The following is a 16,781-nucleotide window of genomic DNA, read 5'->3' as shown; positions in this document are numbered from 1 at the left end:
CAAGGAACTCGAGTCCTCGCACTCCGCCCAGGGCGCGCGCGGGCCCCGCGAACATGTCATGTCGCGCACGGTGGCCATGGTCATCATGGGTGCGTTCACCCTGTACTTCCTGGTGCCCATCTGGTGGCTGCTGGTCGCCGGAAGCAAGGACACCGGCTCCATCCTCACCACGAACCCGCTGTGGTTCGCGGACTTCCAACTGTTCCAGAACATCGGCGACCTGTTCACGTACCGTGACGGCGTCTACTTGGAGTGGCTACGCAACTCCGTGCTGTACGCCGGGGTAGGTGGGGCGGTAGCCACGCTTCTGGCTGGCATGTGCGGCTATGCGCTCGCCAAGTATCGATTCCGCGGTCGCGAGATGATCTTCAACGTCGTCCTAGGTGGTGTGCTTGTGCCCGCCACGGCCCTCGCGCTACCCCTGTTCCTCATCTTTAGTGAAGTGCAGCTGACTAACACTTTCTGGGCCGTATTCCTGCCCTCGATCGTGAGCCCGTTTGGCGTCTACCTGACGCGCATCTTCGCAGCGTCATCCGTGTCGGATGAGCTACTCGAGGCGGCGCGACTCGACGGTGCTGGCGAGGTGCGCACCTTCTTCACCGTCAGCATCCGGCTCATGGCACCCGCACTCATCACGGTGTTCCTGTTCCAGTTCGTGACCATTTGGAACAATTTCTTCCTGCCGCTCATCATGCTGCGGGACGAGTCGCTGTTTCCGGTGACGTACGGCCTGTACGCCTGGAACACCCAGCTCAACCAGTTGCCCGAGCTCCGCAGCCTGGTGTTGATCGGTGCGCTAGTTTCCATCGTTCCGTTGATCGTGGCGTTCCTGTCACTGCAGCGGTTCTGGCGCAGCGGCCTCGCGGCCGGTGCCGTCAAGTAAATCTTCCACGCGCGAACGCGCAGGGAAATTCAAGAAAGTAGAGGATGCAATGAAGCACACTAAGACTGCAGCGGCCGCAGCCGTTGCCCTACTCTCGTCCGTCACGTTGGCAGCGTGCTCGTCGAGTGATGACTCGGTTGCGGGTGGAGCCTGTGAGCCCGCCGGCGAGAACGTCACTCTCGAATTCACCAGCTGGATTCCCGGCATCGAAGGTGTTGTCGACATGTGGAATGCAGACAACCCCGATATCCAGGTCAAGGTCCAGACCGGCCCCAACGGCAATGGCGGCACGTACAAGAACTTCTTCAACCAGATCGAAGCCGGCAATGCTCCTGATCTCGGTCAGATCGAGTACGACGCGCTCCCGAACTTCCTGGTGCAGGACGGCCTCGAAGACCTCGGCAACTGCGAAGAGGTCATGGCCGCCAAAGATGACTTTGTCGACTGGACCTGGAGCCAGGTGACCCTCGGAACGGAATCCTCGGTGTACGGAGTCCCGCAGGACTCTGGCCCCATGGCGTTGTTCTACCGCAAGGACCTCTTCGAGGAGAACAACATTCCGATTCCCACCACCTGGGCTGAATACGCGGATGCGGCGGCCAAGGTCAAGGACGCGGGCGGCTACATCACTAACTTCTCGCAGTCCGACATCAACCAGTTCGCTGGCTTTGTGTGGCAAGCGGGCGGCAGCTGGTTCTCCACCGAAGGCGACGCCTGGGATGTCACCCTCGACTCTGCCGAGTCCGTACAGGTAGCCGACTACTGGCAGGACCTGCTCGATAAGGACCTCGTCTCCACCGTTCCGGCCTGGACCGACGAATGGAACAACGCCTACAACTCTGGCGACGCATGGACTTGGGTCTCCGCAGTCTGGGGCGCCAACTCCATCGCTAGCGGCGCGCCCGACACGGCCGGAAAGTGGGCCGTCGCGCCCGCGCCACAGTGGACCGAAGGCGGAACCGACGCCGGTAACTGGGGCGGCTCGTCCATCGCGGTACTCAAGGGCAGCGACCACAAGTACGAGGCTGCGAAGTTCGCCCTGTGGCTCAACACCTCCGACGAGTCGCTGACGGCACTGAACGAGGCCGCCAACATCTACCCTGCAACCAAGGAGGGCCTCAACCTTCCCGTCCTGAAGGAGGGCGTCGAGTTCTACGGCGGCCAGCCCATCTACGACGTATTCAAGGATGCCTCGTCACAGGTTGTCCCCGACTTCACGTGGGGTCCGACCATGACACAGGTCTACGCCGACGTCTCTGACGGTTTCAAGAACGCCGTCAGTGGTTCGGGCACGCTCGCGAGCGCCCTCACCGACGGAAACGCCTCGACCGTCGCCGCGCTTGAGGCGCAGTCGATTCCGGTGGCAGGCGAGTAGCTCTCAGTTCCTCAACTAGAACGACTGTGGGCGCCAGCCAATGCCGGCGCCCACAGTCGTCTTCCCCCCGCACCGTGACCTCTCGCAGCCAGCCATAAGGTGGACACTATGAACTCAGCAGCTCGCACTATCCACCTGACCGGTGGAGAGGTGAGCGTGGTGCTCTCCCTCGACAGCCTGGGACCACGGGTACTGCACTGGGGCGCTCTCTTGGCCGCCGCCGAGGTGGAATGGCTCGCCGCCACGTCGGAGCCCGCGGTCACCTTCAGCTCGTTCGATGCGCCTCGCCGGTTGGGTCTGATTCCAGTCTCTGGCGAGGGGTGGTCTGGAACTCCAGCGCTGGAGTGGCATCGTGCCGGCGGCAACGCGGACCCCGAGCTCGTGATGACTGAGGTGACACTACAAGAACGGCAGCCGGATTCGACAGCACGCGGTGCCACGCTCGTCCTCGACGACGCGCGTGGCGACGTTCGTGTCCGTATATCTCTCCTTCTCGACCATCATGGTGTGCTCTCGGTCCACACTGAGGTGACGAGCACCGCGACCACTGGCCCCGACCTTGACCTTGGTGCGGTCCGGGCAGTCATGCCCTTACCCCCGCGAGCGACTGAGATTTTAGACTTCACCGGCCGCTGGACGCGTGAGCGCGAGCCGCAACGCGTCCCGGTGGTCGATGGGGCACACCGGCGCGCAACGCGACGCGGCCGCCCGGGACACGACGCCCCCTTCCTCTTGATGGTGGGCACCCATGGATTTGGATTCAGAAGCGGCGAATTGTGGGGGGCGCACGTGGCGTGGTCCGGCGATCAGGACGTGAGCATTGAGCGGCTTCCCGAGGGAGCTGGGACACACTCAGCTGTCATCACCGCGGGCGAGTTGCTGGCCCCCGGGGAGGTCCGCCTTGGCCCAGGCGAAACGTATCGCTCTCCCGCGCTGCTTTTTGCTTGGGCGCACGCGGGCATTGACCACATGAGCGAGGCCTTCCATGGCTATGTGCGCGACCTCGACGCCCACCCCTCAACGCCACGCCCGCTGACCCTCAACACATGGGAGGCCGTTTACTTCGACCACGACCCCGCCAGGCTCCTCGATCTTGCGGGCATCGCGGCACGCGTAGGCGTGGAGCGCTTTGTCCTGGACGACGGATGGTTCGCGGGCAGGCCCAACGACCGCTCGGGGCTGGGTGACTGGAGTGTCGACCAGGCCAAGTGGCCCAACGGCGTGAAGCAACTCGCGGACATGGTTCACGGTCACGGAATGGAGTTTGGGCTGTGGTTCGAACCCGAGATGGTCAACCTCGACTCCGACCTCGCGCGACACCACCCAGACTGGATCTTAGGTACGCGCGACGATCCCGCTCAGTGGCGACATCAACTGGTACTCGACCTCACTCGCTCGGAGGTGCGCGAGCACCTTCTTGAGCGCATCAGTTCCGCAGTGACATCCACGGGCGTCGACTACATCAAGTGGGACCACAACCGCGACCTGCACGGGCCGGTCTCCCGCGCAGCGGGCGGCGCCCCCGCCGTCCACCGGCAGACGAAGGCCACCTATGCCCTCATCGATGCGCTCCGCAAGCGTCATCCTGGACTCGAGATTGAGTCATGTGCCTCCGGTGGCGCCCGCGTAGATCTCGGCATACTCTCCCGCACCCAACGGGTGTGGGCGTCCGATACGAATGACCCGCTCGAGCGCCAGTCGATTCAGCGCTGGACGGGCGTGCTAGTTCCTCCCGAGGTGATGGGCTCACACATCGGCCCCGCCGCGGCCCACACCACCCATCGCTCCGCCACTCTTGAGTTCCGCCTCGCAACGGCCCTCTTTGGCCATGCCGGCATCGAGTGGAACCTCGGAGAATGTTCCGATGACGATCTCCGCCTGATCGGACGCTGGGCCGAGCTGTATAAGGAACTTCGTCCTCTTCTCCACCATGGCCGCACCGTGCGAGCCGACAGCGAAGACCCAAGCGCTCTGCTTCACGGGGTCGTGTCACACAGTGGCGACATGGCCATCTTTGCCTGGGTGCGGGTGTCGACGTCGGGTGCGGGATTCACTCCACGGACACGGATACCCGGACTAGATCCGTCCCGCGTGTACACCGTGGCCGTACGAGAGGAACTGGGGATGGCGAGTCGTCACCAGGTGGCCGACCCACAATGGATGACAATCGATCGTCCTATGACCGTGACGGGAGGCTTCCTGGCGGAGGTCGGTATTCCATTGCCGCTACTCAATCCAGGCGCCGCCATCATCCTTGAGATCCGGGCCTGATCCGCCGGAGAAACGGACAAGCACGAGAGCCCCCGACCTACTGGCCGGGGGCTCTCGTGCTAAACGACCGCTATCTAGAAGGTAGTGACCAGCGAGTTGGATGCGGCAATGAGCGCCACCGCCGTCGCATTGATAAAGCCCGCGATGTACGGGTTGTTGGTCTCGCGGTAGATCTTGCGCGAGATAACCGCGGCCGCAGGCAACATGATCAGCGTCGGGAAGAGCCAGATACTGAAGATTCCACCGAATCCATCAACCAGGTGCCCCGTGTTGAAGAACGTCGAGTACTGCCAAATTACCAGGACCAACGGGCCGAGCGCGTTGAAGAACGCGAGCAGCGCGGTGTTCACCCACTCCTTACCGCCGATCGAGATGCGGCTGAACGAGTTGACGATGACCGAGTTCGCGACAAAGTAGATCAGGAACAGCGGCAGCACCAGTAGTGCGTAGCCGATCTTGTCCGGCGGGAACACCTTGATGGCGAACACCCACAGGCGGAAGTCCGTCTTGAAGAAGTAGTCAACGAAGAACACCAGGCTGAAGGACGCCGAGACGACGATAGCCGCAAGGCCAATACCCTTGCCAAACGACGCCCAACCGGGGAGGACGCCGATGTCCCGCAGCGTCTTGCCCTGCTTGCGGACGTTGAAGAGGTAAGAGAGCGTCATCACGATCGCGGCAAAGACACCGTTGATCGCGGCCCACAGTGCGATGAAGAACACTGCTCCTTCAACAAAGAACGACGGCTCCGAGTTGAACACCACTCCGGAAAGGCTGGTCTGCTTACTGAGCCACAAGTAGCTCCATCCCGAGAACACTGCTGAAATCAGCAGACCTCCCCAGAACCACACCTTGCCGATGCGGTTCGCGGGGGCGATTGCCATCTTCTCCTTGATCTTGAGCGAGGAGAATGCCCTGGTCTGCAGCATCATGCGGGTGAAAGCCACCAGGAAGATTCCAAAGCCAATCACGCCGAGCGTCGTGAAGAATTCCTTCACCTGCCAGACCTGTCCAGTGCCAACTTCTTCATTGGGCGCACCAAGCGTGGTGTCAAAGAAGTCGATCTGGTTGCTGACGGTCTCAGCTGAGATGGTGCCCCACGGGTGCGTCTCGGCGGGAGTGTGCAGGATGCGCACCGCGTCCACGCCGTCGATGTTCTCCGTGTAGTACGTGTCAATCTCGCGCACGTCGTCGTAGGTTCCAGGCGCGGCACCAAAGTGCAAGAACGACTGCGCGTTATCCGTGGTCGCGAACTCACGTGGCGGCGTCAGTACCTCGCCCTCGGCGCTGTAGGAGCGGAAGAAGAACTCGTCGTACTGATCGGCGTTGAGGCCTACGTCACGCGATCCGTACATGTTGTAGTACGCGTTGTCGTTGGCTGCATCGTTATAGAACGCCTCGTTGTCGACAAGGAAGACCGATGCGATCAGCGGGGTGGGCATCTCGTTGTCGATCGCCACGGAGAAGTTCGCGGCGCGCGCGCCGTTCGAGTGGCCGGAGACGCCGATTCGGGTGGCGTCCACGTATGGCAGGTCGGCCATGAGCTTCACGGCGTCGTACATTCCGGTGCCGCCAACAGGGATCTCGTCCGCGGGAAGTGGGTCGGAGTTACCGTGCCCGTACATGTCGATGGAGATCACCACGTAGCCGCGTCGAGCCAACTCAACGTAGTTCGCGTCCTGCATCTCGCGGTTGTTCCACCATCCGTGACTCACCACAACTGCTGGGGCGGGGTTCTCCACCGTCGCGTTCTCTGGCTTGAAGAGAAGCGCGTTGAGCATGCGCCCTGACGAGGTTTCCCACTGCATGTCCTTGATCGCGACCTTGCCGCCGTTGGTTTGCACCAACGAGGCACCCACCGCGGAAATCAAAACGAGGACAAGCGAGAGGATCAGCCAAAAGCTGTTCCGCTTCACCATGTTGGTTTTCATTGCTCTCTAACTCCTTTGTTATGAGACACCGGCGACGCTTTTCGACAGTGCTACTTGGCCCTGACGCTGTGATCGATCGTAATTTCTACGAGTCAGCAGTCTCGAGGGGACTACCGAAGGCTATTGCTGCCTCCGTCGTGCTGAGCGTTTTTGAATTGAACTTGCACCAATGTGCACACACCCTGGTGTGACCTGGATTACAGTCACCGTCCTGCTGGTTCAGGAACGCCGTGCAACCTGTGCAGTACCTCCTCACACCGTGAGATTTCGTGCGTCGTGCGAGAGGCATCCCACGAGAGTGTGGCGGCCATCGCATCGGCGATCTGGGCGAGTACCTTCGACGAGGCAAGCCCCATGAAGGCCAGATTGGTGCGGCGCAGGACCACGTCCGCCACGGTGCGCGTGTACTCGTGACGAATCATGTACTCCACCTCGCGGGACGAGAGTTCGCGTCCCGCGATCGAGCTATCTGCCTCAGCCTCGATGAAGTCTGCGACATCGCTTGCCCGTGACCCGTAGCGCCCTAGAAGCACGTCACGGCGACCAGACTCAATGCGCGGAAGGTGAGTACTGAGCCATTGGGCGCGGCTGCTCGGGTCCGTCGGGAAGTCCACTGCCCCGCCGATGGCAACACCGTCGGTGGACGTAACGCGCTTGCGGTCCAGAATGCCCAAGATGCGATCGGCCAGCGTCTCACCAAGTGCCCTAAAGGTGGTCCACTTGCCACCGACGAGGCTCACCACGGCAGGCCCATCGCCGTTGTCCTCGACCTCAATCGAGTAGTCCCTCGAAACCAGCCCCGGCGCCATGGCATCGTGATGGGGAAGAGGGCGGATCCCCGAGTACGTGTAGACAATCTGCGACCGCTCCACCTCAATCGACGGGAACACCTCTCCGAGCAGATTGAAGAAGTAGTCGATCTCCTCGTTAGTGCATACGGCATCGTTACGCGGATCAGCCTCGAGGTCGGTCGTGCCCACCAGCACCCGGCCGTGTAGCGGGTAGACAAGAACAATGCGGCCGTCCTTGTGCTCGAAGAAGATCTCGCGGCCGTCAGTGGCGGCGAGTAGCTCTTCGTTGTCCAGGACGATGTGTGACCCCTTGGTCCCCCCCATGAACCTCGTGTCGCGTCCGAGCGCGCCGTTGGTGAGGTCGGTCCACGGCCCCGAGGCGTTCACCACCACATCAGCCTTGACGCTGAACTCAGCGCCGGTCTCGCGGTCACGCAAGGTCACGCCATCCTGGGTCATGGCGACTGCTTCCACATAGTTGACCGCAGTGGCGCGCTGTCCGGCGTGAACTCCGTCGAGCATGACGTCTAGCGCCAGGCGTTCTGGGCTGTGAACCGAGGCGTCAAAGTAAGTCGCGGTGTACTTCACGTCTGGATTGAGCTTGGGTAGCTGTTCCAACGACCGCTTGCGCCCGTGAAATTGGTGGCGAGGTACCGAGCCGTTGTCGCGTGAGAACGTGTCATAGATGGTGAGGCCCATCTTGATGATGGCGGCACCACGCTCGCTAGCACGCTTTCCCTTCTGGTGACGAAGCACTCGTAGGGGGGCGGCGATGAGCCCGGAGAACGTCGAGTAGATCGGGATGGTGGTCTTAAGGGGGCGCACAAAGTGGGGCGCAATGCGTAACAGCGAGTTGCGTTCGTGAACCGACTCGCGAACCAGGCGCAGCTCACCATTCTCTAGGTAGCGGAGCCCACCGTGGATCATGTGGCTCGACGCGGCGGTGGATCCTGATGCGAAGTCGTTGCGCTCCACCAACAGCACATCGATACCCTGCAACGCTAGGTCGCGGAAGGTCGCAAGACCGTTGATGCCGCCGCCGATGACGAGGACCGATGTTCGCCCTGATTCACGTATTTGGGCGACCTCTTGGCGCTCCTCCGAATGGGGAAGGGCTTCACTTCGCTGTGCCACGCTGCCGTCCTTTCACTGACGCATATGCCTGATGAGACCTATACTTGCCGCACGTACACATTTGTACAAGCCGTTTGCACGAACGTGCAGAACTGAGGGGATTGAAATGTCGGAGAGCATTGCGGATGACCGCCGAACCCGTTCTGCGTTGCGTGCCGCGCAGATGTACTACATGCAGGACCTCACCATGGACGCGATCGCTCGGGACCTCGCGATGTCGCGTTCCTCCGTGTCCCGGCTGCTCGGATTTGCGCGCGAAACGGGCTTGGTGGAGATCACGGTTTCGTCGCCGCTTGACCACGGCGCTGCGCTCGAGCGCAAGATCCTGGAGCGCTTTGGGGTGACAGCGCACGTGGTGCCCATGCCCCAACTCATCAGCGACATCGACCGCCTCGAACGGGTCGCCATGACCGCGGCTCGCCTGCTGAGTTCATGGATGGATTCCAACATGACGCTTGGCGTAGCGTGGGGGTCCACTGTCAGCGCGGTCAGCCGTCACGTCGTGAGGAAAGACACGCACAACTCGGTGATCGTCCAGATGAACGGCGCGGGCAACACCCAGACCACGGGCATTGACTACGCGTCGGAGATCATGCAGCGATTCGGCGCCGCATACAGCGCCCAGATTCAGCAGTTTGCGGTACCCGCGTTCTTCGACGATCCCGCCGTCAAGGTTGGGCTGTGGAAGGAGCGCAGCGTCCACCGCGTGCTGGCGGTCCAGGCGCGCATGGACATCGCGGTCTTTGGCCTGGGCTCCCCATTCGCAGAGATCCCCAGTCACGTGTACATCGGCGGCTATCTCGACCCCACCGACTACCAGAGCCTCAGCGAAGACCGGGTTGTCGGGGACGTCGCCACTGTGTTCTACCGCAGGGACGGGTCATCCAAGGATGTCGCCCTGAACGCGCGGGGCAGCGGCCCAGACCTCCAGCGCCTTAGGCGCGTCCCTCGCCGAGTCTGCGTAGTCTCAGGCGTACAGAAGCTCGCCAGCCTCCAAGGGGCACTCGAGGCGGGTCTCGTCACCGACCTCATCCTTGACGAATCCCTCGCGACGCGTCTGCTCGATCCGGCCTAGGCTGCACGTTTTCCCAATGGCTAGGCACCGTTGTTCGCTCCCGTCTACATTGTCAAAGACCCCTCTCGAGCGAAGGAGCTCCCTATGACCTACGTGGTTGCACTTGACCAAGGAACGACGAGCACCCGGGCCATGATTTTTGACCACCGCGGTCGCTCGATCTCCACGGGTCAGATTGAACACCGCCAGATCTTCCCCCAGCCTGGTTGGGTCGAGCACGATGCCGCGGAGATCTGGACGAACACCCGTGAGGTCATCGGCATCGCGCTGGGTCACGCAGACATCACGCGCCACGACATCGAAGCCGTGGGAATCACCAACCAGCGCGAGACCGCGGTGATCTGGGACCGGCACACCGGCGAACCTATCCACCACGCCATCGTGTGGCAGGACACCAGAACGCAAAACATTGTGGACTCGCTTGCTCAGGGCAGCGAGCACGGAACCGACCGGTACCGCGAAGAGACGGGACTTCCTCTCGCGACCTACTTCTCCGCCAGCAAGATCATGTGGCTGCTGGACAACGTCGAAGGAGCTCGCGAGCGCGCCGAGGCCGGAGACCTGCTGTTCGGCACCATGGACACATGGGTGCTGTGGAACTTGACCGGGGGGACCGACGGCGGAGTTCATGCCACGGACGTCACGAACGCCAGTCGCACCATGCTGATGAACCTGACCACCCTTGAATGGTCTGAGCACATTCTCACCGAACTGAACATCCCGCGCTCAATGCTTCCGGAGATCCGGGGCTCTTCGGATGTCTATGGGAAGGTCGAGTCCTCCAGCCTGCTGCGCGAGGTCCCCATTTCTGGCATCCTCGGCGACCAGCAGGCCGCGGCGTTCGGGCAAGCGGCGTTCTCGCGCGGCGAGTCTAAGAACACCTACGGCACCGGCAATTTTGTGCTCGCCAACACCGGTCACGAGCTGGTGCGCTCGGACCATGGGCTCATCAGTACGGTGGCGTATCAGATCGCCGGCGAGGACCCGCTCTACGCTCTCGAGGGTTCCATCGCAGTCACTGGCTCGCTGATCCAGTGGCTCCGCGACAACCTCGGCATCATCGCCACGGCGGCAGAGGTTGAAACCCTTGCCAGCGAGGTGGACGACAACGGCGGAGTGGTGATTGTTCCGGCATTCTCGGGACTGTTCGCCCCCTACTGGCGGCCAGACGCACGCGGCGCGATACTCGGTCTCACTCGGTTCGCCGACAAGCGCCACATTGCTCGTGCGGCTCTCGAGGCCGTCGCGTACCAGTCTCGTGAGGTGCTGGACGCGGTCGCCGCGGACACTGGTATTGAGTTCTCCGAGATCAAGGTCGACGGCGGGATGGTCGTCAACAGCCTGTTGCTGCAGATTCAGGCGGACGTCCTAGGCATCCCCGTCATCCGTCCGGTGGTGATCGAGACAACTGCGCTCGGCGCCGCGTACGCCGCCGGGCTTGCCGTGGGCTTCTGGAAGGATCTCGAGGAAATCCGATCGCTGTGGCGAGAGGACGCACGCTGGGAACCGACCACGGAAGCCGATGCTCGGGCAGAGGGCCTCATTCAGTGGCACAAGGCCGTCTCCCGCACGTTCGACTGGATCGACTAGACCGCTACGAAGAGGCCACGGTGCGCACGTCCGTGACCACCTGCGCGCCGTAGGGGTCCTCGGCTCGCAAGTACCAGGACGTGGCGCCGGCCTCCGGCTCCCACTGGGTCTCCACGAGGCTGCCAGCCTTCACATGTTCAAAGCTGGCGATGACCTCGTCTCCCAGCACGTCCACGCTAAGTGCATCAGTGAGAAGCACCTTGCGGGGCGACGTGATTGCGGCCCGATCGTACGGGATGACGAACTCCTGGTTGGCCTGGTCCAGCGCCTGGTTGACCGCGTCGTAGTCGCGCAGGTAGTCCGAGTACGTGCGGACCGTGATGGTGTCCGCCTCGGAGTCAAAGTGCAACAGACGCATGTATCCCTCGCCTCCGTGCGGCAGATCCTGATAGTCGAACAACATCGACGTGACCGTGCGGTCGTCCTTGCCGTCGCCATCGTCGTCAAATGAATCCAGGCGGGTAAAGGCGTCGTGATAGTGCCCACTCAGCACAAACTTGACGTTAGCGTTGGTCGCAATGACTTCGTCGTAGATGCGTTGGGGTAGCGGACCTAGCCCGCCGGTGGTCAGCATGAACTCGTGCAGGTTGACCAGGGCGACGCGCTCGGGGTACTGCGCCAACACCTCGTTCATCCAGTCGATCTGCTCGTCACCGGCCCCCCAACCCATGTAGAGGAACAGGAAGTCGACGCCCCCAGCGGTGATCAGGTCGTAGTGACCGCGGTTGTCTTGCAGGCTGCCGCCAAACCAGGGATTCGCGGCAAAACGCTCGTCGCCAAACATGGCGGAGTAAGCCGTGTAGTCATTGGTGCGCTGGTTGACGTCGTGGTTACCGGCCAGCACCCCATACGGCAACCCAGCCTCGTCGAGCTCGTCGTAGGTCGCATCGGCCCTTTCCCACTGCGCCTCCTCCGCGGCCCAGTCCACGATGTCACCCGTGTGGATCAGGTATTGCAAGTTGAGGTCCTCGCGCTCCTCTAGCAAGTAGTCGTGGATCGAGGTCTGGCGGTCGTAGATGTCCGCGCGTGCGTTGTAGTACTGAGTGTCCGACTCCCACGCGAGCGTGAAGTCGTACTCCTGACGGGGGGTGTCATCAGGGTGATGGGGCTCGATCTTGTCATCGCGCGTAGATAGGTCGTCACCCGCAAAACCCTCCGAGTGCTGCACCAATGCGACCAGCGTGCCATCCTTCACGAACTCCGCGACCGGCACCGTCGCCTCGAGCGTGAAGACGTCCGCTGTGGTCGACGATGCCGCTGTCACGTGGCGGTCGACCTCCATCCATTGAGAGGTGGCTGGGTCGAGGACATATAAGAGCACCTTCGCATTGCCGTTCGCGCTTCCGTTCCACACGACGTGCGCTTGCCCCTTGGCGCCTTCCGACACGGTCGACTCGATCAGCACGTACGGCAACTTGCGGGCGCTCGCGGACTGCATCGAGGTGCCGTCCACCGAACCCAGCCGCGCGACGTCATCCGCATCGACGACCCGGGCCGTGGGACGATCCACGGCCAGGGCATCGGTCGCCTCTCCCACACTCACCGTGACGTCGTCTCCCAAGGCGAGCGCCTGTCCGCGCGCGATGGTGACGTCCAGGTCGTCCCCAGAGGCGTCATCGATCACGGCCGCGACGGTCGTTGAGCCACCCACCGTCCTGCCGTCGTTCGGCCAAGCCGATGCCACGGTGGGCTTCTCCGCCGGAATCGAGTAGTCGATCGGGAGTTCGGTGGTGTTCCCGATGCGATCCGTCGCGGTGATCACGGCGTGGTGGTCGCCCGGCTCGGTGGTCAGGGAGGACAGCTCATACGGAAGCCGCACTGTCGCGCCGTCGAGGGTGGCCGTGACCGACTCCACGCCGGCGCCCTGATCCTGAACGTCCGCGTCGAGGGTGACGTCGCCGCGCACCTCCGAACCCGACTCGACGGTGGATGCCACGGTCGGGCCGGTGTTGTCCACGTTCACCCTGAGCGCCGCACTTTGGGGCCCGTTCGACGCGGCGAAGGTGTGCTCGCCATCCGCGACGGTCGTGGTGTCCCACGCAAACGCGAGCGCAGTAAAGGCATCGTCCGGCACGCGGAACGTCGCCTCGAAGAAGTCGCTCGCCCCCTTGTTGTCGCCGATGTCGATCCACTCGGAGGGATCGGTGATGTTGACGGGTCGCAGAACCCGCCCATCTGGGAGCGCCAGGCGTAGGTTCCGTGCCACGAAGTCGTCGTTCACCTCGTCCGGGTCAATCGCAGGCGCCGCCTTAGTACCGGAGTAGATCCGCACCTTGACGTCCTCGCCGGGGTTGACCCTGTCGAGCGGTAGCGAGGCCTCGACCGTGCGGGTATCCCCAAAGAAGCCCTCGTCGAAGATGGTGAGGATGTCGCCGTCCATCACCACCCCATTGCGGAAGTAGGGGTCAGTGAGTGTGGCCTCAAAGGCGAAGATCGGCTCGTGCTCCAACTCAGCTGAACCCTCGACCGGCTCACCGTCGATGGAGAGTTCGTGTGATGCGGGGTAGGAGTCGCCTCCCGCGACCATGAGCGCAGCGCCGGCGAGATCGTCCCCATCGTCACGGGTAAGGCGCGCAGGAGTGACTTCGGCCAGCATGTCTTCAATGGGCTGGCCCGCGTGGCCGCCGCCGATCCTTAGCGCCGAGGTCGTGGCCGCATCTCGAAGGGTGTGCTCCGGTCCCTCGACAGTTGAGAAGCCGTCCGAGGCGATGAACCGATAGGTCAGTTCAGAGCGGCCGACAGTGTCCGCCCGGCCCAGGTCCATGCCATACATGCCCAGTTCATCAACCATCACATCATGGGTCACCGTCGCGTCGAGGTCCGTCGAGACCTCCACCTGCACCGTGTGAAGCAGGGCGTCGTCCGTCACCCAGGCGTCGAGGGCGATCGCGTTGCCGGGGGTGAACGTCGCCGGCGCCTCATCGAGGATCCGCGGCTCAAGGCCCGCCGTGGGCGCGCCCAGGAGTTCGACACCGCCTTGTTCGCGCGTGAGCTTCCCCGGCGAGGGTTCTGCCAGGCCGAGTCGTGGCTGTATTGCCGCCTCTGCAAAGACCGCGCCGTATTGGACGCCCGAGGCAACCGCGGCATCGGCCGCGCCCTCCTCGTTGTAGTAGGCCCGCGACAGCTGCACCCCGGACCGGCTCAGAATTTCAATCCCGCGCATGAGCGAGTTAGCGAGACCATCGCCGTCGAGCTGAACAAGGTCCTCGCCGTCGACCAGGTCGGTGCCATACGCTGCGTTGAAGTCCGCAACGCTGCGTCCCGCCGATGATGCGTTGCGCACCCACAGCACCAGTGTGCGGCCCGGTTCAATGACCGCGCCCTCAGTGACGGTAGGCCACAGCACGCTTGCCACGGTCGTGTGATCGACCAGTGGATACAGATAGCGAACGGTGAAGTCGTCCCAGGCCAGTGGGGCGTCCGAGGCATTGCGTACCTCGACGTACTCGAAGGCATCAGCGCCCGCTGCATTGGGCGAATTGGCGACGATCTCGCTCACTTGTAGCAAGGGCTCATACCGCACAGGTTCGGGTGGCGGCCAGTTCAATGTCGGTAGCGCCGCCCTTCCCGCCGATGCCGTGGCCGAGGCTGTTCCGGCCACCAGGACAACAGCGGTCGCCGCCAAGGTAACCGCTGCAACCAGCAGGCGAGTGACAGGCAATGGACGAACGGCAGCGACTGCTGACACGTGTGCTCCAAGATTGAGGCGTCTGTGGCGGGTGCCGTGTGCGAGTCAATCAACCGAGCCTGCCTGGGTCAACGCAATACGCACCACTTCACCGAGCCTTCACACAAGGTTCAGGAAATGGCAATGCGTCACAGGTTGAGAGGATGGCAGGACCCCGGTGTCGCTACGCTGTGAATCACACCAACGCATTGTGTTTATTTCTAGCTGGGAGTAGAACCGTGGGATATCCGGAGGACAACCTCGTCGAGGACGAGCGCATTATCATTCACAGCCGCACGCACTGGAAGGCGCTCATCGCCCCCGTGTTCTTCATCGTGGTGATCACCGCCCTTGTCATCTTTGCCTGGACGTGGGCGAACTCCCAGAACTGGAGCGATGGCGCGGAGCTCGCCGTCATGATCATCCTGGGCGTCATCTGGCTCATCGTCGCAATCTGGCTCTTCGCCGTACCCGTCATCAGGTGGGCAACCAATCACTTTGTGGTGACCACCCGTCGAGTGATGTTCCGTACGGGAGTCCTCTCCCGTAGCGGCATCGACATTCCGGTCAGCCGCATCAATAGCGTGCAGTTCCGCCACGGCATGATTGATCGGATGTTTAGAACTGGCACGCTTATCATCGAGTCCGCTTCCGACGATCCACTGTCGTTCGAGGACATCCCGAATGTCGAGCGTGTTCACTCGTTGCTCTACCAAGAGGTGTCGGACACTCAGGACGACGATGACGACCGTGACAGGAACTCGCGGCGCTAATAGCCAGCACCAAACAAGAAAAGCCCCGGCCTGCTGGCCGGGGCTTTTCTTCTCTGTGGAGCCTGGGGGAATCGAACCCCCGACCTCCTGCTTGCAAAGCAGGCGCTCTACCAATTGAGCTAAGGCCCCGAATGAGCGTTGCCACTCAATCAGTTACTGCGTGAATCAAATCCCACGATGAACATCATCCCACAAATCGCGGTTGGTGTTGTCAGCAATCCATGTGTAGATCACCGCACCCGCCACAAAGGCAAGTCCAAGCAAAACTAACTTCTTCATGTCTCACCTCTGTGGGCCCAGGAGGACTTGAACCTCCGACCTCTTCGTTATCAGCGAAGCGCTCTAACCGCCTGAGCTATGGGCCCTGATGCCGCGTTGCCGCGGCGACCTAGGATACCCCACTCAGGCGCGCAGACTCAAACTCGCGCCTGAAGTGGGACTTTGAAGGTCTAGTCGTCGGTCAAAGTGACATAAACGCCGCCCACCACCGAGGACACCGTGTTGTACAGGAACGCGCCAATGGTGGTGAGCGCGGTGAGCAGAACGACGTTAATGATGGACAGCAACACGGTCGCGGACATCACCTTCTCGAGGCTTGTGAACTGCAGCAGGTCGACCTCCTGATTGGAGGTGAACAACTTCACGATCCAGTCATTGATCATGACGAAGACGCCCATCTGGTTCACGACGTTCCACAGCACGAACACCGCAACAACCATCATGATGCCGATCGCGATCGACAGCAGGAAGCCCATTTTCAGCGCCGACCAGGGGTCAATACGGGAGAGCAGGACTCGCGCCTTGCGCGGCCCACCCTTGCTCCGAGTCGCGGTGACGTCGTCACCCTCAGTCAGCGACTCCTTGGCCTTGTTGGCATAGCCCTTGAGCTTTCCCATTCCCGCTCCTACCGCACCGGCGGCACCGGCTGCCCCGGCGGAGAATGCAGATCCTGCGGTCGTGGGCTGTGACGAGGTTGCGGGAGGCGTGGCGCTCGAGGGCTGCGGAGCGGGAGCGGCCGGTGCGCTCACGGCAGCTGCTGGAACCTGGGTGGTCGCAAACTGTGAGGATCGGGTGGGTCGCATCGCGGTGCGCTGCGGCACCGTCCCGGTCGTCGGCGCCTGTCCAGTGCCGGACGCCTGTCCGGCGGTAGCCCCTTGGTCCGTGACGGGAGTCTGGCCGGAGGCAGGCTGTGCTTGACCCGCAGGCTTCGCAGCCTGATCATTCACCGGGCTAAATATGCGCGCGCTCGACGGCTTGGCGCGGTCATCCGCGTTCATATAACTCCTCTTGA

11 protein-coding genes and 2 tRNA genes are annotated in these 16,781 nt (G+C 62.5%); 6 read left to right on the top strand and 7 right to left on the bottom strand.

Annotated features, from left to right (window positions below; genetic code table 11):
- Nucleotides 1-58 precede the first annotated feature (58 nt).
- The 3 genes from AOP77_RS05320 to AOP77_RS05310 all read left to right on the top strand — a co-directional run bounded on the left by AOP77_RS05320 (nt 59) and on the right by AOP77_RS05310 (nt 4,529).
- Complete coding sequence (locus AOP77_RS05320; RefSeq protein WP_062211508.1) at nt 59-883, top strand: carbohydrate ABC transporter permease; 825 nt, start codon at nt 59-61, stop codon at nt 881-883.
- Between the two features lie 49 nt (nt 884-932).
- Entirely contained in the window at nt 933-2,258 is a 1,326-nt protein-coding gene (locus AOP77_RS05315) for an ABC transporter substrate-binding protein (protein ID WP_062210294.1), read from the top strand.
- 108 nt (nt 2,259-2,366) lie between these two features.
- Entirely contained in the window at nt 2,367-4,529 is a 2,163-nt protein-coding gene (locus tag AOP77_RS05310) for an alpha-galactosidase (protein ID WP_062210291.1), read from the top strand.
- 74 nt (nt 4,530-4,603) lie between these two features.
- Here the strand turns inward: AOP77_RS05310 and AOP77_RS05305 are convergent, their stop codons facing one another.
- Together AOP77_RS05305 and AOP77_RS05300 are read right to left on the bottom strand one after the other, a co-directional pair.
- Complete coding sequence (locus AOP77_RS05305) at nt 4,604-6,460, bottom strand: alpha/beta hydrolase family protein (RefSeq protein WP_062210288.1); 1,857 nt, start codon at nt 6,458-6,460, stop codon at nt 4,604-4,606.
- A 203-nt stretch (nt 6,461-6,663) separates the two neighbouring features.
- A complete protein-coding gene (locus AOP77_RS05300) occupies nt 6,664-8,385 on the bottom strand; it encodes a glycerol-3-phosphate dehydrogenase/oxidase (RefSeq protein ID WP_062210285.1) in 1,722 nt (573 codons plus the stop codon).
- A 106-nt stretch (nt 8,386-8,491) separates the two neighbouring features.
- Between AOP77_RS05300 and AOP77_RS05295 the strand changes: the two genes are divergently transcribed.
- Complete coding sequence (locus tag AOP77_RS05295) at nt 8,492-9,460, top strand: sugar-binding transcriptional regulator (RefSeq protein WP_062210282.1); 969 nt, start codon at nt 8,492-8,494, stop codon at nt 9,458-9,460.
- Between the two features lie 84 nt (nt 9,461-9,544).
- A complete protein-coding gene (gene glpK / locus AOP77_RS05290) occupies nt 9,545-11,050 on the top strand; it encodes a glycerol kinase GlpK (protein WP_062210280.1) in 1,506 nt (501 codons plus the stop codon).
- A gap of 4 nt (nt 11,051-11,054) precedes the next feature.
- On the opposite strand, the gene AOP77_RS05285 is transcribed toward glpK, so the two are convergent.
- Entirely contained in the window at nt 11,055-14,738 is a 3,684-nt protein-coding gene (locus AOP77_RS05285) for a metallophosphoesterase (RefSeq protein WP_152649781.1), read from the bottom strand.
- A gap of 218 nt (nt 14,739-14,956) precedes the next feature.
- Here AOP77_RS05285 and AOP77_RS05280 point away from each other — a divergent pair, with 218 nt between their 5' ends.
- Nucleotides 14,957-15,490, top strand: coding sequence for a PH domain-containing protein (locus tag AOP77_RS05280; protein ID WP_062210272.1), 534 nt, complete (start codon nt 14,957-14,959; stop codon nt 15,488-15,490).
- Nucleotides 15,491-15,546: 56 nt separating this feature from the next.
- Here the strand turns inward: AOP77_RS05280 and AOP77_RS05275 are convergent.
- The 4 genes from AOP77_RS05275 to AOP77_RS12500 all read right to left on the bottom strand — a co-directional run bounded on the left by AOP77_RS05275 (nt 15,547) and on the right by AOP77_RS12500 (nt 16,767).
- Nucleotides 15,547-15,619 (bottom strand) — tRNA-Ala (locus AOP77_RS05275).
- 36 nt (nt 15,620-15,655) lie between these two features.
- On the bottom strand, nt 15,656-15,769 hold the full coding sequence (locus AOP77_RS12505; protein WP_236683491.1) for a DLW-39 family protein: 114 nt from the start codon (nt 15,767-15,769) through the stop codon (nt 15,656-15,658).
- Nucleotides 15,770-15,781: 12 nt separating this feature from the next.
- Nucleotides 15,782-15,855: transfer RNA gene (locus AOP77_RS05270), tRNA-Ile, on the bottom strand.
- Between the two features lie 84 nt (nt 15,856-15,939).
- Entirely contained in the window at nt 15,940-16,767 is an 828-nt protein-coding gene (locus AOP77_RS12500) for a DUF3566 domain-containing protein (protein WP_236685756.1), read from the bottom strand.
- Nucleotides 16,768-16,781 lie beyond the last annotated feature (14 nt).

This window comes from Demequina oxidasica (genome assembly GCF_000975115.1).
Lineage (GTDB): Bacteria > Actinomycetota > Actinomycetes > Actinomycetales > Demequinaceae > Demequina > Demequina oxidasica.
Note: the sequence above shows the minus strand (reverse complement) of the source record. Positions and strands in the feature narration are given on the sequence as shown.